We start from the raw sequence: 21,291 nt of genomic DNA, 5'->3' as shown, positions 1-21,291 counted from the left end.
TTGTTAGCCACAGGCACATCGATCAAATGGTACGATGCGGCAACGGCCGGTACATTATATGCAGGAACAGAAACGTTGGCAACAGGGACGTATTATGCGAGCCAAACGGTAAACGGCTGTGAGAGCAGCAGAACTTCGGTAAGCGTAACGGTAACTCCAACGCCATCGGCACCTACGGCCTCGGCACAAACGTTCTGTTCGGTTGAGGGTAAAAAAGTAAGCGACTTGTTAGCCACAGGCACATCGATCAAATGGTACGATGCGGCAACGGCCGGTACATTATATGCAGGAACAGAAACGTTGGCAACAGGGACGTATTATGCGAGCCAAACGGTAAACGGCTGTGAGAGCAGCAGAACTTCGGTAAGCGTAACGGTAACTCCAACGCCATCGGCACCTACGGCCTCGGCACAAACGTTCTGTTCGGTTGAGGGTAAAAAAGTAAGCGACTTGTTAGCCACAGGCACATCGATCAAATGGTACGATGCGGCAACGGCCGGTACATTATATGCAGGAACAGAAACGTTGGCAACAGGGACGTATTATGCGAGCCAAACGGTAAACGGCTGTGAGAGCAGCAGAACTTCGGTAAGCGTAACGGTAACTCCAACGCCATCGGCACCTGCGAGCCTCGGCACAAACGTTCTGTTCGGTTGAGGGTAAAAAAGTAAGCGACTTGTTAGCCACAGGCACATCGATCAAATGGTACGATGCGGCAACAGCCGGTACATTATATATGCAGGAACAGAAACGTTGGCAACAGGGACGTATTATGCGAGCCAAACGGTAAACGGCTGTGAGAGCAGCAGAACTTCGGTAAGCGTAACGGTAACTCCAACGCCATCGGCACCGATTGCTTCAGCACAAACGTTCTGTTCGGTTGAGGGTAAAAAAGTAAGCGACTTGTTAGCCACAGGCACATCGATCAAATGGTACGATGCGGCAACAGCCGGTACATTATATGCAGGAACAGAAACGTTGGCAACAGGGACGTATTATGCGAGCCAAACGGTAAACGGCTGTGAGAGCAGCAGAACTTCGGTAAGCGTAACGGTAACTCCAACGCCATCGGCACCGATTGCTTCAGCACAAACGTTCTGTTCGGTTGAGGGTAAAAAAGTAAGCGACTTGTTAGCCACAGGCACATCGATCAAATGGTACGATGCGGCAACGGCCGGTACATTATATGCAGGAACAGAAACGTTGGCAACAGGGACGTATTATGCGAGCCAAACGGTAAACGGCTGTGAGAGCAGCAGAACTTCGGTAAGCGTAACGGTAACGCCAACGCCATCGGCACCGATTGCTTCAGCACAAACGTTCTGTTCGGTTGAGGGTAAAAAAGTAAGCGACTTGTTAGCCACAGGCACATCGATCAAATGGTACGATGCGGCAACGGCCGGTACATTATATGCAGGAACAGAAACGTTGGCAACAGGGACGTATTATGCGAGCCAAACGGTAAACGGCTGTGAGAGCAGCAGAACTTCGGTAAGCGTAACGGTAACTCCAACGCCATCGGCACCTGCACAGTATCGGCACAAACGTTCTGTTCGGTTGAGGGTAAAAAAGTAAGCGACTTGTTAGCCACAGGCACATCGATCAAATGGTACGATGCGGCAACGGCCGGTACATTATATGCAGGAACAGAAACGTTGGCAACAGGGATGTATTATGCGAGCCAAACGGTAAACGGCTGTGAGAGCTCAAGAACTTCGGTAAGCGTAACGGTAACGCCAACGCCATCGGCACCGATTGCTTCAGCACAAACGTTCTGTTCGGTTGAGGGTAAAAAAGTAAGCGACTTGTTAGCCACAGGCACATCGATCAAATGGTACGATGCGGCAACGGCCGGTACATTATATGCAGGAACAGAAACGTTGGCAACAGGGACGTATTATGCGAGCCAAACGGTAAACGGCTGTGAGAGCTCAAGAACTTCGGTAAGCGTAACGGTAACGCCAACGCCATCGGCACCGATTGCTTCAGCACAAACGTTCTGTTCGGTTGAGGGTAAAAAAGTAAGCGACTTGTTAGCCACAGGCACATCGATCAAATGGTACGATGCGGCAACGGCCGGTACATTATATGCAGGAACAGAAACGTTGGCAACAGGGACGTATTATGCGAGCCAAACGGTAAACGGCTGTGAGAGCTCAAGAACAGCTGTTTCGGTAACGGTAGATCCAGCCTCAGTTGGCGGAACCGTTGCGGGAAGTGCTTCAGTTTGTACAGGAACCAACAGTACGGTTTTAACTTTATCAGGCCATACAGGAACGATAGTAAGATGGGAATCTTCATTAGATAATTTTGCTACAGCAGGAACCCCAATTGCTAATACGGCAACTACTTTAACAGCAACGAATCTAACGACAACAACGTCGTACAGAGCAGTTTTACAAAGTGGGGTTTGTGCTTCGGCAAATTCAGCATCAGCCACTGTAACGGTAGATGCCTTGCCGTCATTTAGTATTTCAAATGTAGCTGTTGTAGAAGGAGCTAATGCTGTTTTTGTTTTAAGTTTGAATACTAGCACTTGTGAAAATACCATAATTAATGTTACAACTACTTCGGGAACTGCCGGAGCATCGGATTATACTTCAGTGACAACTACGGTAACGATCCCTGCTGGACAAACATCGGTAACGGTGAGTGTTCCGACCACGGATGACGTTATCGATGAACCATCTGAGAACTTTACTTTGACAGGAACAGTAACATCAGCAAATACCACTAACACGACGACCACAGGAACTGCGACTATCAATGACAACGATGCTACGCCAACGTTGAACATCAGCAGTCCGGTTGTAACTGAAGGTGCTAATGCGGTCTTCACGGTATCGCTAGACGTTGCGAGTTCTGTAGATACGGTTGTGAATGTGGTGACTACTTCGGGAACTGCCGGAGCATCGGATTATACTTCAGTGACAACTACGGTAACGATCCCTGCGGGACAAACATCGGTAACGGTGAGTGTTCCGACTACAGATGACGTTATTGATGAACCATCTGAGAACTTTACTTTGACAGGAACAGTAACATCAGCAAATACCACTAACACGACGTCCACAGGAACTGCAACTATAAATGACAACGATGCTACGCCAACGTTGAGCATCAGCAATCCTACGGTTGTGGAGGGTGCTAATGCGGTCTTCACGGTATCGCTAGACGTTGCGAGTTCTGTAGATACAGTTGTTAATGTTACAACTACTTCAGGCACTGCCGGAACATCGGATTATACTTCAGTGACAACTACGGTAACGATCCCTGCTGGACAAACATCGGTAACGGTGAGCGTTCCGACTACAGATGACGTTATTGATGAACCATCTGAGAACTTTACTTTGACAGGAACAGTAACATCAGCAAATACCACTAACATGACGTCCACAGGAACTGCAACTATAAATGACAACGATGCTACGCCAACGTTGAGCATCAGCAATCCGACGGTTGTGGAGGGTGCTAATGCGGTCTTCACGGTATCGCTAGACGTTGCGAGTTCTGTAGATACAGTTGTTAATGTTACAACTACTTCAGGCACTGCCGGAACATCGGATTATACTTCAGTGACAACTACGGTAACGATCCCTGCTGGACAAACATCGGTAACGGTGAGCGTTCCGACCACAGATGACGTTATTGATGAACCATCTGAGAACTTTACTTTGACAGGAACAGTAACATCAGCAAATACCACTAACACGACGACCACAGGAACAGCGACTATCAATGACAACGATGCTACGCCAACCGCTAGTATAGTGGCAAGTATAGCGAATGCTTCTGAACCATCGACAAATGGTCAATTTACAGTTACCTTGACGAACCCGATATCTACTGATACTAAAGTGACTTATACTGTAACAGGTACTGCTACCAATGGTACAGACTATGCAATGATAACTAATACAGTAACGATTCCTGCAAACAGCTTGAGCACAACGATCCCGGTGACGGTGACTGATGATAGTATTTTGGAAGGTAATGAAACGGTAATTATTACCTTAAATACTACAGATAATGGTGTGACGGTAAATACTACTTCTGCTACAGTAACGATTGGAGATAATGAAGTTGCTTCCGTTATCCAAGCTAATCCAGATGAGGTGGGATCAGTGGTGGGAATTAATCAAACGGTTGCAGTTATCAATGTTTTGGCAAATGATGAATTGAATAATGCAGCTGTATTATTAAATAGTGTTAATTTAAGTAAAACAGTTGTTTCTCCAACAGGTTATATGACATTACAACCAGATGGAACTGTGGAGTTGTTGCCAAATACACCAGCAGGAACTTACACTTTAACGTATTCTATCTGTGAGAAATTGAATCCTGCAAATTGCAGCAGTGCAACAGTTACTGTAACTGTGGTTGCTCCAACAATGACTATAACTGCAAACAGTTATTGTTCTAATGATGCGCCTTACGTTTCTTATTCTGTTGTTGCAAATAATTTTACACCAACTGGTTTATTAACTATAAATTGGATTGATAGTGCTAACAGGGTAGTGGCAACACAAAGTAATATGCCATTATCAGGAAATGTACTTTGGCCAGGAGCAGTTGTTGATGCAAATAGCAATCCGGTAGATTGGCCAGGTTGGTTATTGGTAAACGGGCAATGGACACAAGGAGCTGATGGTTTCGAATTAACCAGACCCGCAGTTACTATGCAGTTTGTATTGAATCCAACTCAAAATGTGACTGTGAATTATCCGGCTGCTACATCAGGATGTAATGCGTCTCCAAGATTTAGTATTAAAGCTAATAATGATGATGCAGGTATTATTGATGGATCAAAAGCTTTAAGTGGAGTTTTCAATGCTTTAGCCAATGATACTTTTAACGGATTGCCAATAAATGCTGCTAATGTGACAGTGACTTTCAGTGCAAGTCCTAATTTCACAATGACTGCTGCAGGATTATTAAATACATTGGCAAATATTCCTGGAGGAACTTATACGTTGACATATAATATTTGTGAAAAAGCAAATCCAAATAATTGCAGTACGGCAACTATAACAGTATTTGTTTCTAGTCCAAGTATTGGTTTAGTGAAAAAGGCAAATTTCAACGATGAGAATGGCGATGGTTATGCACAAGCGGGAGAAACTATTACTTATACTTTTGAAGTAAAAAATAAAGGAAATGTTCCATTGTCAAATATAACAATATCTGATCCACTTCCTGGAGTAACAATGACAGGTGCTCCATTGAGTTTGGCAGTTGGTGAAACCAATACAACCCAATTTAAAGCGGTGTATGTTATCAAGCAAACGGATATTAATGAAGGATCTATTTCAAATCAGGCTACTGTTTTTGGTACTGCTCCAAATGGCCGCGTTGTTGAAGATAAATCGGATGACACTGATTTTGATAGTGACGATGCAACTTCATTGGCAATTTCCGGATGTGTGATTAAGGTGTACAACGCAGTAACACCTGACGGAAGTGGAGATTATGATAAACTGGTGATACGCGGATTAGAATGTTATTCTGATAATTCGATACAGATTTTCAACCGTTGGGGAGTATTAGTATTTGAACGTGAACATTATAATAACGATGATGTTGTGTTTAAAGGTTTCTCTGAGGGTAGGGTAACTGTTGAGAGATCACAAGAATTGCCGGCTGGAACTTATTTCTATATCTTGAAATACAGAGACAGTAAATCTAACGCTTTTGAGAAATCAGGTTATTTGTATTTAAATAGAAAATAATCAATGAGTCCAAGCTATTACAAAAAAAATCAGAACATGAAAACAAGAATAATCGGGTTGGTAACATTGCTTTTTACTATTGTTAGTTCAGCTCAACAAGATGCACAATTTACTCAATATATGTACAATACAATTGTAGTAAATCCTGCCTATGCAGGATCGAGGCAAGCGATGAGTATTTTTGCATTGCATCGAAACCAATGGGTTGGAGTTGATGGGGCTCCGGTGACGAATTCCTTTTCTATTAATACTCCTTTGAGTGAAAGTAAAGTTGGATTGGGATTGTCTGTTGTAAATGATAAGATTGGAATTTCTACCGAGAATAATATCGCAGCGGATTTCTCCTATACTATCCCAGCTTCGGAGAATTATAAATTGTCTTTTGGATTAAAAGCAAGTGCCAATTTGTTAAGTTTGGATTTTAGTAAATTGAATTATCAGCCGGGAGATCCAAATGCCTATCAATCAAATATTGATAATCAATTTTCTCCAAATATCGGAGTTGGATTGTATTTGCATTCCGATAACAGTTACATAGGAATATCAGCACCTTATTTAATCGAAACTGAACATTTTGATAAATCAGATTCGAATTCTGCAAGTCATATTTCTAAAGAAAAAATCAACTATTATTTGATTGCCGGATATGTTTTCGATTTGAGTCCAAGTTTGAAATTGAAACCGACTTTGGAAACCAAATATGTTCAGGGAGCTCCTTTGCAGGTGGATGTATCGGCTAATTTGATGTTGAATGAAAAATTTGTTGTTGGACTGGCCTACAGATGGGATGCAGCCATGAGTGCTATGGTTGGATTTCAGGCAAGTGAATCATGGTTTTTTGGATATGGATATGATTTTGATACCACAGAATTTTCTAAATATAATTCGGGTTCTCATGAAATCTTTTTACGATTCGAATTGTTTAATAAATATGACAAAATTATCTCTCCAAGATTTTTCTAAAACTGACTCTTATGAAAGTTAAAAAATTACGATATAGTCTATTCTTAAGTGTTTTCTTTTTACATGGAATTGCACAAAAAGCTACAATAAGCAGAGCCGATAAAAATTATGATTCTTATGCTTATGTTGATGCAATAGGTAATTATGAAAAAGTTGCCGAAAAAGGATATCAAGACGAGAAAATGTTCCAAAAATTAGGTAATGCCTATTATTTTGGAGCCGAATTTTCAAAAGCATTAAAATGGTATGAACAGCTTTTTGCTTTATATCCCAATCAAGATCCAGAGTATTTTTATCGTTATTCCCAAACTTTAAAATCCAACGGGGATTATGCAAAAGCGAATCAAATATTGGAGCAGTTTAACGAAAAAAAAGCTAATGATAAAAGAGGCCTGCTTTTTAAGGATAATAAAAATTACCTAGAAGAAATCAAAGCCAATTCGGATCGTTTTGAAGTGGTAGATGCAGGTGTAAATTCAGAATCTTCAGAATATGGTAGTTCATTTTTAGGGAATAAATTAGTTTTTGCTTCTGCAAGAGACACTGGAGGGGTTTCTAAGAATGTATTTAAATGGACCAATAAATCGTTTACCAATCTATATTGGTCAGAGATTAAACCTGATGGAGAAATGGGAACTCCAGAGCGCTTCGAACGCAAGATAAATTCTAAGTTTAATGAGTCAACTCCTGTTTTTACTCAAGATGGGAGAACAATGTATTTTACAAGGAACAATTTCTTGGAAGGTAAAAGAGGAAGGGATGCTAATAAAAATACTTTGTTAAAGTTATATAAGGCAACTCTAAATGCAGAGGGACAGTGGGACAATGTGAAAGAATTGCCATTTAACAGTAATCAATACAGCGTTGCACATCCAGCTTTGAGTGTAGATGAAAAAACGCTTTATTTTTCTTCGGATATGCCCGGAACATTAGGGCAATCGGATTTGTTTAAGGTAAAAATCAATGATGATGGAAGCTATGGAACTCCTGAAAATCTCGGCACGGAAATTAATACCGAAGGAAGGGAGACTTTTCCTTTTGTTTCAACTGACAATGAATTGTTTTTTGCGAGTGACGGAAGACCGGGTCTAGGAGGATTAGATGTTTTCATGGCAAAGATTGACGGTGATAAAAGCTTTTACGGAATTCAAAATCTGGGAGAGCCTATCAATAGCAAGCAAGATGATTTTGCTTTTTTGATTAACAGTAAAAACAGAAATGGTTTTTTTAGTTCCAACCGTGAAGGAGGAAAAGGAAATGATGATATTTATCGATTTATAGAAAATAAGAAACTGGATTGTGAACAAACACTTTCGGGAAGTATAACCGACAAGGATTTAAAAACACCGCTTTCAGGTGTTAAAGTGACTTTGCTTGATGCCAATTTTAAGGCTCTTCAAGTAGTTCAAGCCGATGCTCAAGGATATTATAGTTTTCCTGTAAATTGTGGAAGGGGATATCATGTGAGAGCTGAAAAAGACGAGTACTTGACTAATGAGCTTTATATTAAAACCAAAACTCTTTCTACAAGTAAAAACGAGCTTTCAGTGCCACTTGAGCGTCGTATTAAACTGGTAGGAGTTGGTACTGATTTGGCTAAGACTTTGAATATTCCAATTATTTATTTTGACTTGGATAAATCAAATATTCGTAAGGACGCAGCTTTTGAATTGGCTAAAGTATTAGCGGTAATGCAGGAATTCCCAGAGATAAAAATCGAGGTACGTTCGCATACAGATAGCCGCCAATCGGTTAAGTATAATATGAAATTATCTGATAAGCGAGCGAAAGCCACTGTAGATTGGTTAGTGAAAAACGGAATCGGTTCAGAACGATTGATCGGTAATGGTTATGGAGAATCGCAATTGGTAAATAATTGCTCTGATGGAGTGCCATGTACCGAAGAGGAACATCAGGCCAACAGGAGAAGTGAGTTCATTATCGTTTCGATGAATAAATAACATAATTTCAATTTATTATAAATCCCTTTTTTCAAAAGTTTTTGAATGAAGGGATTTTTTTTATGATTGTCATAAAAGTGAATGTTTTAAAGAATAAAAAGTATGCTTTTTGATTTTTGTATATGATTTTTTTTTAAATTTAACATTCTAAAATTTTTTTATTATGACTGTAAATCAAATACTAAGCACGAAAGGAAGCGAAGTTTATTCAATTGTTTCAACCATTACAGTATTCGAAGCGTTGAAAGTTTTGGGAGAGAAAAACATTGGGGCAATTCCTGTAATTGAAGACGGAATTTTAAAAGGAATTCTATCTGAAAGAGACTACGCAAGAAAAATTGTTTTAAAGGATAAGTCTTCTAAGGAAACACTCGTAAGTGAAATTATGGCAACTGATGTGGTGACCGTTAAGCCAACAGATAATGTGGATTATTGCATGGAATTAATGAGTAAAAGAAGAATAAGACATTTACCGGTTGTTGAAAATAATACAGTAATTGGTTTGGTGTCTATTGGGGATGTTGTAAAAACAATTATTGAGGTTCAAAAAGAAACAATCAAGCATTTGGATTCTTATATTTCACAATAACAGATGATTGGTAAAAAAATAGTAATAGCTGCACCTTTGTGTGGCTATTTTTTTTGGTTATAAATTATTTAATAAATTGAATAAAGAATGTTATAAAAGCAACTGTTTAAATGAAGTCAGTTATCTTTGCTTAAAAAAAAAATAAAAAATAAAAATGGATAAGAATAGTAAAAGAAGAGAGGCGTTATTGTATCACGCTGAGCCCACTCCAGGAAAAATCCAAGTAGTTCCAACCAAAAAATATGCAACACAAAGAGATCTGTCTTTGGCTTATTCTCCCGGAGTTGCTGAACCTTGTTTGGAAATTGCAAAAGACATTAACAATGTTTATAAATATACAGCCAAAGGGAATTTGGTAGCAGTTATTTCGAATGGAACTGCGGTTTTGGGACTTGGCGATATTGGTCCTGAAGCGGGAAAACCAGTAATGGAAGGGAAAGGTCTTTTATTTAAAATATTTTCGGATATTGATGTTTTTGACATCGAAATTGGAACCAAAAATGTTGAAGAATTTATCCAGACAGTAAAAAATATTGCACCCACTTTTGGTGGAATCAATTTAGAAGACATTAAAGCACCTGAATCTTTTGAAATTGAAAGAAGATTGGTCGAAGAACTTGATATTCCGGTTATGCACGACGATCAGCATGGTACCGCAATTATTTCTTCGGCGGCTTTAATCAATGCATTGGAATTGGCCGGGAAAAAACCCGAAGAGGCAAAAATGGTTGTATCAGGAGCGGGATCAGCAGCTATTGCTTGTGCTGATTTGTATGTGTCCTTGGGAGTGAAAAGGGAGAATATTTCAATGTTCAATAGTAAAGGGCTTTTGACAAAAGACAATCCGTCACTGTCTGAATTGCAACAAAAATATGCGGTAGAAGGTCCAGCAATTTCACTTGCAGAATCTGTAAAGGGAGCTGATGTTTTCATTGGATTGTCAACTGCGGATGTGTTGACTTCGGAAATGTTATTGACCATGGCTGATAATCCGATAGTATTTGCAATGGCAAATCCAAATCCTGAAATTGACTATAATGTTGCGATTTCAACTCGTAAGGATGTTATCATGGCAACGGGACGTTCCGATCATCCTAACCAGGTAAATAATGTACTTGGATTCCCATACATTTTTAGAGGGGCACTTGATGTTCGTGCTACCAAGATAAATGAAGCAATGAAAATGGCTGCTGTAAAAGCACTTGCGGCATTGGCCAAAGAAAATGTTCCGGAACAAGTAAACATAGCTTATAATGCAACCAAATTGGTTTTTGGTACAGAGTATATTATTCCAAAACCTTTTGATCCGAGATTGATTGCTGTTGTGCCGCTAGCTGTTGCAAAAGCCGCAATGGAATCGGGTGTGGCATTGAATCCAATAACAGATTGGGAAGCGTATGAAGAAGAACTTCGTAATCGTCTTGGCAATGACAACAAAATGGTTCGAATGATTACCAATAGGGCAAAAACTGATCCCAAGAGAGTAGTTTTTGCGGAAGCGGAACACTTGGACGTTTTAAAAGCTGCCCAAATTGTTTATGAAGAAGGTATCGGTTTTCCAATTTTGTTAGGAAATAAAGAAATAATAGTAGAGTTGAAACAAGAATTAGGTTTCGATGCTGATGTTCAGATTATTGATCCAAAACTGGATGAAGAGAATGAAAGAAGATCGAGATATGCTGTAGCTTTGTGGGAATCCAGAAAAAGAAATGGGGTTTCGCTTTTTGATGCTGAAAAGTTCATGAAAGAGAGAAATTATTTCGCAGCCATGATGGTGAATACAGGTGAGGCTGATGGTTTGGTTTCCGGACATTCCAGAAGTTATCCATCTGTAGTAAAACCAATGTTGCAAGTAATTGGTAAGGCTCCAAATGCTGCTTTGGTTGCGACCACAAATATCATGATGACCAGTCGTGGACCAATGTTCTTGGCAGATACAGCAATTAATGTTGATCCAACTGCTGAAGAATTGGCAAAAATTGCGGTGATGACAGCTAATACAGTCAGAATGTTTGGCGAGGAACCAGTGATTGCAATGGTGTCCTATTCCAATTTTGGATCTTCAGGATTTAAAAGTGCCACAAAAGTGAAAGATGCGGTAGCTTTCTTGCACGAAAATCACCCGGAGATTGTTGTTGATGGCGAGATTCAGGCTGATTTTGCTTTGAATCCAGATATGTTGGCTGCAAAATTTCCTTTTTCCAAATTGTCTGGGAAAAAAGTAAATACTTTAGTTTTTCCAAATCTGGAATCGGCTAATATTACTTATAAACTCATGAAAGAGTTGAATAAAGTTTCTTCTATTGGGCCAATTATGATGGGAATGAAAAATCCTGTTCATGTTTTTCAATTAGGTGCAAGTGTTGAAGAAATGGTCAATATGGCTGCCATTGCGGTTATTGACGCACAGGAAAAAAGCAAGAGGTTGAACGGTTAATAGAACCAAGATACCCAGAAATTATAATTTGAGATTTTAAGATTTAAATGTAATGTGTTGGTTTATACTCAAAAGAGTAGTCCAATATGCACGAATCATTTGTCTTTTAATCTCAAATTTTCTTATATTTGAATAGATAATTTATTTTATGATAGCACACTTACAAGGAAAATTAGTTGAAAAAACACCCACTGATGTCGTGATTGACTGTGGAGGAGTTGGTTATCAAGTAAATATATCTTTACATACCTATTCGTTGTTGCCCAATGTTGATTTTGTAAAACTTTATACCCACCTTCAAATAAAGGAAGATGCACATACTTTATTTGGTTTTGTGGAAAAATCAGAAAGAGAAATTTTTAAAATGTTGTTGTCGGTATCAGGAATTGGAGCGGGCATCGCTCGAACGATGCTTTCTTCCTTGGAACCTAAACAAATTATCAATGCTATTGCCTCAGGTGACGTGGCTACCATTCAAAGAATAAAAGGGATTGGTAGTAAAACGGCACAAAGGGTAATACTTGATTTAAAAGAAAAAGTGTTAAAATTGTATGATTTAGATGAAGTTTCTATGTCTTTGAGCAATACAAATAAAGAAGAAGCGTTATCTGCACTAGAAGTTCTTGGATTTGTCCGAAAAACATCCGAAAAAGTCATCGAGAAAATCATCAAAGAAGATCCCGAAGCCACTGTAGAGGCTATAATTAAAAAAGCTTTAAAAAATTTATAAAGGAAAATTTGAAGCCTGATCGATATGCATAAAATTTACATTTTTTTGCTGGTATTTTTTTGTGGTTTTATATCACAGGCTCAAGTGCAAGGTGTTGTTCAGGACACCGTAAAAAAAGGATATGATGTAGGGGAAATAAAGCTGGCAAACCCTAAAAGTATTTTGTCTGCCTATACCTATGATCCAGTTACTGATACTTATGTCTATAGTAATTCCGTAGACGATTACAATATCAATTACCCTATTGTTTTGACTCCTGCTGAATATGAAAAATTGATGCTGAGAGAATCAATGAATCAATATTTTGCTAAAAAACTTGACGCTATTGACGGTAACAAAATAGGAAGTGATGCCGCCAAAAAAGATTTATTGCCACGGTATTACATAAAATCCGGGCTTTTTGAATCTATTTTTGGAAGTAATACTATTGATGTAAAACCTACTGGATCCATTGAGATAGATTTGGGAATGTTGTATACCAAACAGGATAATCCGGCATTTTCTCAACGTAACAGGACAAATACTTCATTCGATTTTAATCAAAGGATAAGTATGAGTTTGTTGGGGAAAGTGGGAACCAGACTTCAGGTTAATGCCAATTTTGATACTCAGTCTACTTTTGCTTTTCAAAATTTATTGAAATTAGAATATACTCCGGCTGAAGATGATATTATTCGAAAAATTGAAGTAGGAAATGTTAGCATGCCGTTAAATAGCACTTTGATTCAAGGAGCACAAAGTTTATTTGGGGTAAAAACAGAATTACAATTTGGGAAAACAACGGTTACCGGTGTTTTTTCAGAACAAAAATCTCAGGCCAAAAGTGTAATTGCTCAAGGTGGAGGTACTATTCAGGAATTTGATATGTATGGTCTGGATTATGATAATGACCGTCACTTCTTTTTGTCTCAATATTTTAGGGACAAATATGATGCTTCGCTAAAAAATTACCCTTTTATTGATTCGAGAATCCAAATAACAAGGTTGGAAGTTTGGGTTACCAATAAGCAAAATAGGGTAAATACAACCAGTAATAATTTAAGAAACATTATAGCGATTCAGGATTTGGGGGAAGCGCAATTGAAAAATGTTCCAGATAATAAAGTGGTTGTGCTTAATCCTTCTACAGGGATGTTTGTCAAACCAATTGATTCTCCATCAGATAATGCGAATAACTTATATGACCCAACTTTAATTAAAACCAATTCAGGTTATTTAAATGATAATATCCGTGAAATAGTAACGGCAAGTTCTGGTTTTTCACCTTCTATCAGTGTGAGTGAAGGACGAGATTATTCGAAATTGGAGAATGCCAGAAAGTTATTGCCGAATGAGTACACTTTTAACGCACAGCTTGGATATATTTCCCTTCAACAACGATTGGGGAATGATGAAATTTTGGCGGTAGCTTATCAATATTCTATCGGAGATAAAGTTTATCAGGTGGGTGAGTTTGGAAATGACGGTATTGAGGCAACAGTGGTTAATGGATCACAGCCATCCAATCAAACGATTGTTTCTCAGACTTTGGTTCTTAAAATGTTAAAAAGTAGTTTGACGAACGTAACAGATCCAGTTTGGAATTTGATGATGAAAAATATCTATCAAATACAAGGAGCTTATCAATTACAGCAAGAAGATTTTAGGTTGAATGTTTTATATAAAAACCCTTCGGCTTTAAATTACATAACTCCAGTAGAGGGGCATCCTTTTCCAGCGAACCCAACTCCCGAAAATACTATTGAGAACACTACTTTGTTGAAAGTCCTTAATTTGGATAAATTGAACTACAACAATGATCCGCAAGCTGGCGGCGATGGTTTTTTTGATTTTATTCCAGGTTTAACAGTAGATACACAAAACGGTAGAATCATTTTTACGACCAAAGAACCTTTTGGTGAGTTATTGTTTAAAAAGTTGGATGATCCAAATGCTCCGGCAAATTACGATGATGTAAAGACTTATAACGAAAACCAAAGAAAGTACGTAAACCCTTATATGTACAGGCTTACTCAAGCAGCAGCCATACAAAATCCCGAAGTGAACAAGTTTTTATTACGAGGAAAGTATAAATCTGTGGGGAGTGAAGGAATTCCTATTGGGGCATTCAACGTTCCTTTGGGATCGGTAAGAGTAACTGCAGCTGGTAGGGTTTTGGTTGAGGGAGTCGATTATAGTGTCAATTATCAATTGGGGAGAGTACAAATTTTGGATCCTTCATTACAGGCATCAAATACACCTGTTGAAATTTCATTGGAAAACAACTCTGTTTTTGGACAACAGACAAGAAGATTTTTTGGGGTTAATGTAGATCATTTAATTTCAGAAAATTTTATGGTCGGGGCTACTTTCTTGAATATGAAAGAGAAGCCATTTACCCAAAAATCAAGTTATGGCCAGGAATCTGTAAATAATTCCATTTTTGGATTGCATGGAAATTTCTCTTCACAAGTGCCATTTTTTACTCGTTTGGTTAATAAATTGCCAAATATTGATACCGATGTTTCTTCCAATATTTCGGTAAGGGGTGAATTGGCTTATTTGATGCCTAATGCATCTAATGGAGATAAATTTCAAGGAGAATCTACTATTTATGTTGACGATTTTGAAAGTTCACAGTCTTCTATAGATTTGCGTTCGCCTTATGCTTGGTCATTGTCATCGACGCCAGAGAATAATACAACCAGTACTTATAATTTTAACGGAAACTTGGATGGGTTGGATTATGGTTTCAAAAGAGCCAAACTATCCTGGTATTCTATAGATCCTGTTTTTTATACATCAAAGCCATCGGGAATAAGTAATGATGATTTGTCCTTGAATACAACGAGAAGAGTTTATAGCGAAGAATTGTATCCGCTGACTGATATAGTACAGGGGCAGTCGCTCGTTGTGAGTACCCTGGATTTGAGTTATTATCCAAAAGAACGTGGACCATATAATAACTCATCTAATGTATCTAATAATCCCAAAGAAAATTTTGGAGGAATAGTGAGATCCTTAAGTTCAACAAATTTTGAACAAAGCAACGTAGAGTATATTCAATTTTGGGTTATGGATCCTTATGTAGGAACCGGAAGTATTCCAAAATCAAATACAGGAAAAGTCTATTTTAACCTTGGGGAAATTTCAGAAGATGTCTTGAAAGATGGACGAAAAGTATATGAAAACGGTTTTGGCTCTAATCAAGTTTTGGTAAGTCCGCCTCCTGTTTGGGGAAATGCGCCAGCTTCTCAATCATTGATTTATGCTTTTGATAATAATTCTGGTAATAGAACTAGCCAGGATATAGGTTTTGATGGGCTTCCTACCAGCGAAGAGGGAAAAGTGTATACTAATTATGCTTCACAACCCGACCCGGCAGGTGATAATTATACTTACTACTTGAATACTTCAGGTGACATAGTAAGTCGTTATAAAAATTATAATGGAATTGATGGAAATTCAGATGTTGACATTAATTCTGCCAATAGAGGTTCTTCAACAGTTCCGGATGTGGAAGACGTGAATAGGGATAACACTATGAATACTATCAATGCGTATTATGAATACAGTGTTGAAATGAAACCAGATATGACCGTTGGGCAAAATTATATTGCGGACATAAGAAATACGTCGGTTACATTACCAAATGGAAATACGACTGAAGCCAGATGGATTCAGTTTAAGATTCCAATTTCTCAACCGGAAAATACTATTGGGAAAATAACTGATTTTAGGTCTATCCGATTCATGAGAATGTTTATGACCAATTTTACCGATCAGGTTACGTTGCGTTTTGGGGCATTGGATTTAATAAGAGCAGAATGGAGACGTTATGCTCAGGCGTTGGATTATAATGATACCAATCAGGATGATGACGGGACTATTTTTGAAACGGCTTCGGTAAATATTGAGGAAAATTCCACCAGATGCCCAATAAATTATGTAACTCCGCCAAGTGTAGTAAGAGAGGAGTTGTACAATAATAATACGCTTATCCGTCAGAATGAGCAATCTTTATCAATGAGAGTTTCAGGAAATGGACTTGAACCTAAAGATGGACGTGGGGCTTTCAAAAGTTTCAATATTGATATGCGTCAATACAATAAACTTAAAATGTTTTTGCATGCAGAATCTTTGCCGGGAGAAATTGCTTTACAAGATAACCAAATGGTAGCTTTTTTGCGTTTTGGAGCCGATTATTCAACTGATTTTTATCAAGTGGAAATTCCTTTGAAAGTTACGGTTGCCTCTTCTTCAGGAGGTAAAGAATGTCCACCGTTGAATGCGGAATTAGTTTGGCCAACGGAGAACGAAATCGATTTGTCTTTGGCATCATTGACACAATTAAAACTTAAGTCTTTGAAAATTGATAAATCAACTTTGCCGCCAGATGGGATTTATTATTCGGATGACGATCCAAGTGAGCCAGATGGTGATGGTAACACTAAGCTGCGTTTAGGAATCAAAGGAAATCCCAATTTAGGGTTGATTCGAAATATAATGCTTGGTGTAAAAAGTAATGAACTGCATCAGGATATAAAAGGTGAAGTGTGGTTCAATGAACTTCGTTTGGCCGATATGGATAACAAGGGAGGAATGGCAGCTTTGTTAAATATCGATACTAATTTTGCTGATTTGGCGACAGTCTCATTAACCGGAAACATGAAAAATATCGGTTTTGGAACTATTGAACAAGGTCCTAACGAAAGAAGCAGGGAAGATATCCAACAGTATAATGTGGTTACCAATATTAATTTGGGTAAATTTTTACCTAAAAAATGGGGTGTGAACGTACCTTTTAATTATTCTGTAGGGGAGGAAATTATCAAACCTGAATACGACCCTGTTTATGAAGATATCAAACTGAAACAAGTTTTGGATAATGCCGAAAACGCTGAGGATAGAAAGACTAAATTGGATCAGGCGATTGACTATACCAAACGTAAAAGCATCAATTTGATTGGGGTTCGTAAAGAAAGACCGACCGAAAAAAAACCGATGCCATATGATGCCGAAAATTTTACTTTTTCGCAATATTATAATGAAGTAGAACGTCACGATTTTGAGATTGAAAAGAATAAAGATCAGCAGTCCAGAACAACAGTGGATTATGCTTATTCTTTTCAACCTAAGCCAATAGAGCCTTTTCAGAAAACGAAGTTCATGTCGAAAAGCAGTTATTGGAAGTTCTTGAAGGATTTTAATTTTAATTATTTGCCTTCCAGTATCACGTTTAATACTAATGTGGTCAGACAAAGCAATGAGCAACAATTTAGACAGGTAGAGGAAATTGGTATCGGTTTTGAGCCATTGTACCGAAGAAACTTTGGTTTCAATTATCAGTATGGTTTTAATTTTAATTTGACTAAATCATTAAAAATAAACTACACGGCAGCTTCCAGAAACTTGGTGAAAAACTATTTGGATGAGAATAATCAGCCTATGGATGATGTGACTATTTGGGATGGTTATTTCGATACGGGAACCCCAAATTTCCATATGCAGCAGTTTGTTTTGAATTATGAAATTCCTTTTGAAAAAATTCCGTTTTTAAGTTTTATCAAGGCTAATTATACATATACAGGAGACTATAGTTGGCAGAAAGCTTCAAATGCTTTGACTAATATAGAGATTGAAGGTGAAACCTATGATTTAGGGAATACCGTTCAGAATGCTAGGTCGACTAGTTTTAATTCAACTATGAATATGGAAACCCTATATAAATATTTAGGGATTTCCAAAAGTTCTGGCAGTAAGCCAAAACCAGTTGCAGCGCCAAAGCCAGGTGAAAAAATTGTGAAAGTGGATGCGGCAAGAAAGATCAACCAAAATCAGTTTGTTGATGGTTTGAAAGGAATATTGACGAGCGTAAAAAGTATTACTTTAAGTTTTACTCAAAACGAAGGAACAAATCTGCCGGGGTATCTTCCAAGTGTTGGATTCTTTGGTTCTTCAAAACCTACTATGGGATTTGTTTTCGGTAGTCAAAGCGATGTTCGATATGAAGCCGCAAAAAGAGGTTGGTTGACTACTTATCAAGAGTTCAACCAAAACTACACAACTGTCAATACTGAAACATTTAAGGGTTCTGCTAATTTGGAGTTGACGCCAGATTTGAAAATTGATTTATTGGGTGATCGTTCTTATTCGGAAAGTTTCTCAGAACAGTATGATGTTGGTGCTGATGGAAGTTACAATCCGAGATCTCCATACAGTTTCGGTAATTTCTCAGTTTCGACAATATTGATTGGAACTTCTTTTTCGACCAGTAACGAAGTTAGATCGACTGCTTTTGATCAATTTAGAAATAACAGGCTTACAGTAGCTAATAGGCTGGCAACCGAAAGGGGGATTGATATTAATGATCCGGCAAATCTTGATTCAAAAGGCTATCCAAAAGGCTATTCGAGTTCCAGTCAGGCGGTTTTATTACCTTCATTTTTGGCAGCGTATTCTGGGACAAGTGCGGATAATGTTTCATTTGATATTTTTAAAAGTTTCCCGCTACCTAATTGGGCTATCAGATATACCGGATTGATGCGTTATGAGTTTTTCAAGAAAAATTTCAAACGTTTCTCTTTGCAACAAAATTACAGGGCATCCTATACGGTGAATTCGTTTAGATCGAATTTTAATTATACCAAAGAACCAAATGGCATCGATGACAGCGGGAATTATTATAGTCCAACAATTATGTCAAATGTTACTTTGGTGGAACAGTTTAATCCGTTGATTAGAGTCGATTTCGAATTGAAAAATTCGATGAAGTTATTGACCGAAATAAAAAGGGACAGAGCCTTGTCTATGAGTTTTGATAATAATTTATTGACGGAAGTTCACGGGGTTGACTATACTGTAGGTTTAGGTTATCGTATAAAAGATGTTACTTTTTCTTCCCGATTGGCTGATAATCCGATGGGGATTTTAAAAAGTGATATTAATATCAAGATGGATTTGACTTACAGGGATAGCCAAACGATTGTTCGTTATTTGGATTATGATAACAATCAGTTGGGAGGAGGTACTAATACATGGACAATAAATACTACCGCCGATTATTCGTTGAGTAAAAATTTGACGATAATATTTTATTACAATCACTCTTTTTCAAAACCAGTAATTTCGACTTCATTCCCAATAACGAATATCCGTTCAGGATTTACTTTCAGATATAATTTTGGAAATTAATTTTTCAAAATCTAAACCATAATTGTGCATAAGATTGTTACATTTGCACAAAAAATTAGTATTAATTATCAATTATTATTTTATGAGCATACCGGCAAATTTAAAATACACAAAAGATCACGAATGGGTTAGTCTTGAAGGAGATATTGCTACAGTAGGAATTACTCATTTTGCACAAAAGGAATTAGGGGATATTGTATATGTTGAAGTAGAAACTTTGGATCAAACTTTAAGCAAAGATGAAGTTTTTGGAACAGTTGAAGCTGTGAAAACAGTATCAGATTTGTTTCTTCCTTTGTCTGGTGAAATTATCGAATTTAACGGTGATTTAGAAAGTGCTCCAGAAAATGTAAATTCGGATCCTTATGGTGCTGGATGGATGATTAAAGTGAAAATTTCAGATCCATCTGAGGTTGAACAATTGCTTTCAAGTGAAGCATACAAAGAACTTATTGGTGCCTAAATATCTTTTGCTTTCGATTGCCTTGTTATGGACAGGAATTGTGAGTTACTTATGTTTAGTTAATTCAAATGAAATTCCGGTTGTAAACATTCCAAATTTAGACAAGTGTATTCATACTTTTTTTCATTTAGTATTTACGTTTGTTTGGTTTTTGTTTTTCGCTAGACAGTTGCAATACAATTCGATATCAAAACCTTTGATATTTTCGGCTGTGCTTTCATTTGCTTTTGGAATAACAATTGAAATATTGCAAAGTTTATTTACTACGACTAGAAGTGCCGATGTTCTTGATGTTGTAGCTAATTTAGTCGGAACAACATTGGCTATTTTTGTTGTGTTGAGTTGTAATAAATTCAATATTTTAAAATCAATAATAAAGAAATAATACCCACTTCGGTGGGTTTTTTTATTTTGAGTGATATAGGATTGAGGTCATATCATTCGAATAATGTATTTTTACCCCGTTTAACCTTATAAATTTTTGAGATGAATATTAGAGATTATTTGGATTCGACATATTTGAAAACCAATGTTCAAGCTGGTTTGGACGAAAATGAAAATATAGCTGTCGCAAAAGGTTTTATTCAAGAAGCGATCGACGAAGGTTTTAAATTGATAATGATTCGCCCCGATAGAGTTGCTTTGGCAAAGCAAATGATTGAGGCAGCACAATCAAAAGTGTTGGTTGGAACCGTGATCGATTTTCCGGAAGGGAAATCTACAATTGATAAAAAATTGGCTGAAGCTCGTGAATGCATTCAAAATGGTGCCGACGATTTGGATTTTGTATGCAATTATGAAGCGTTCAAAGCAGGCGAAATTGATCTTATAAAAGAAGAAATTCTCAAAGGAACTCAATTAGGATTAGATCACAACAAAACAGTAAAATGGATTATTGAAGTGGCGGCCCTGAGCGATCTACAAATTGCACAATTATCTGCTTTGATTAAAGATGTAGTAGTTGCAATTTTTAAACCAGAATCCTATAGTTCTGTTTTTGTAAAATCATCAACTGGGTTTTATAAAACAGAAAACAATTTGCCAAATGGAGCGACTGTTCACTCTATAAAAATAATGTTGGAAAACGCATTGCCACTTCCCGTAAAAGCAGCAGGTGGTGTTAGAACTTATGATGAAGCTAAGCAAATGATAAAACTTGGCGTAAAACGTATAGGGACTTCGGGAGCCAAAGCGATTGCAAATGGGGAAGAGTCTTCTTCTCAATATTGATTAGATATAAATTCAA

12 protein-coding genes are annotated in these 21,291 nt (G+C 37.7%); all 12 read left to right on the top strand.

Translation table 11 applies throughout. The features are described 5' to 3' along the window. The 12 genes from OZP12_RS20150 to deoC all read left to right on the top strand — a co-directional run bounded on the left by OZP12_RS20150 (position 1) and on the right by deoC (position 21,275). Positions 1-657, top strand: coding sequence for an Ig-like domain-containing protein (locus OZP12_RS20150; protein WP_281226888.1), 657 nt, complete (start codon positions 1-3; stop codon positions 655-657). A 45-nt stretch (positions 658-702) separates the two neighbouring features. Beyond that, on the top strand, positions 703-1,575 hold the full coding sequence (locus tag OZP12_RS20145) for an Ig-like domain-containing protein (protein WP_281226887.1): 873 nt from the start codon (positions 703-705) through the stop codon (positions 1,573-1,575). Between the two features lie 5 nt (positions 1,576-1,580). Beyond that, a complete protein-coding gene (locus OZP12_RS20140) occupies positions 1,581-5,729 on the top strand; it encodes a Calx-beta domain-containing protein (protein ID WP_281226885.1) in 4,149 nt (1,382 codons plus the stop codon). Positions 5,730-5,765: 36 nt separating this feature from the next. Further along, the gene (locus OZP12_RS20135; protein ID WP_281226884.1) at positions 5,766-6,692 is read left to right on the top strand and encodes a PorP/SprF family type IX secretion system membrane protein; all 927 of its coding nucleotides are present in this window, start codon (positions 5,766-5,768) and stop codon (positions 6,690-6,692) included. Between the two features lie 11 nt (positions 6,693-6,703). Next, positions 6,704-8,653 (top strand): OmpA family protein, encoded by a 1,950-nt coding sequence (locus OZP12_RS20130; protein ID WP_281226883.1) that lies wholly within the window; start codon positions 6,704-6,706, stop codon positions 8,651-8,653. A gap of 163 nt (positions 8,654-8,816) precedes the next feature. Then, positions 8,817-9,242, top strand: a complete 426-nt coding sequence (locus OZP12_RS20125; RefSeq protein WP_281226882.1) for a CBS domain-containing protein — start codon at positions 8,817-8,819, stop codon at positions 9,240-9,242. A 154-nt stretch (positions 9,243-9,396) separates the two neighbouring features. After that, positions 9,397-11,679 (top strand): NADP-dependent malic enzyme, encoded by a 2,283-nt coding sequence (locus OZP12_RS20120; RefSeq protein ID WP_281226881.1) that lies wholly within the window; start codon positions 9,397-9,399, stop codon positions 11,677-11,679. A 148-nt stretch (positions 11,680-11,827) separates the two neighbouring features. Beyond that, positions 11,828-12,409 carry a Holliday junction branch migration protein RuvA gene (gene ruvA / locus OZP12_RS20115; RefSeq protein WP_281226880.1) on the top strand — a complete coding sequence of 194 codons (582 nt, stop codon included), beginning with the start codon at positions 11,828-11,830 and terminating at the stop codon, positions 12,407-12,409. 24 nt (positions 12,410-12,433) lie between these two features. Then, complete coding sequence (gene sov / locus OZP12_RS20110; protein WP_281226879.1) at positions 12,434-19,582, top strand: T9SS outer membrane translocon Sov/SprA; 7,149 nt, start codon at positions 12,434-12,436, stop codon at positions 19,580-19,582. Between the two features lie 82 nt (positions 19,583-19,664). Further along, complete coding sequence (gene gcvH, locus OZP12_RS20105; RefSeq protein WP_281226878.1) at positions 19,665-20,045, top strand: glycine cleavage system protein GcvH; 381 nt, start codon at positions 19,665-19,667, stop codon at positions 20,043-20,045. After that, on the top strand, positions 20,038-20,430 hold the full coding sequence (locus OZP12_RS20100) for a VanZ family protein (protein WP_281226877.1): 393 nt from the start codon (positions 20,038-20,040) through the stop codon (positions 20,428-20,430). The genes gcvH and OZP12_RS20100 overlap by 8 nt, the downstream gene beginning before the upstream one ends. A gap of 101 nt (positions 20,431-20,531) precedes the next feature. Next, positions 20,532-21,275: a deoxyribose-phosphate aldolase gene (gene deoC, locus OZP12_RS20095; RefSeq protein ID WP_281226876.1), complete on the top strand. Its 744-nt coding sequence runs from the start codon at positions 20,532-20,534 to the stop codon at positions 21,273-21,275. Positions 21,276-21,291 lie beyond the last annotated feature (16 nt).

The sequence above is a fragment of the Flavobacterium aquiphilum genome (assembly GCF_027111335.1).
GTDB lineage: Bacteria > Bacteroidota > Bacteroidia > Flavobacteriales > Flavobacteriaceae > Flavobacterium > Flavobacterium aquiphilum.
Note: the sequence above shows the minus strand (reverse complement) of the source record. Positions and strands in the feature narration are given on the sequence as shown.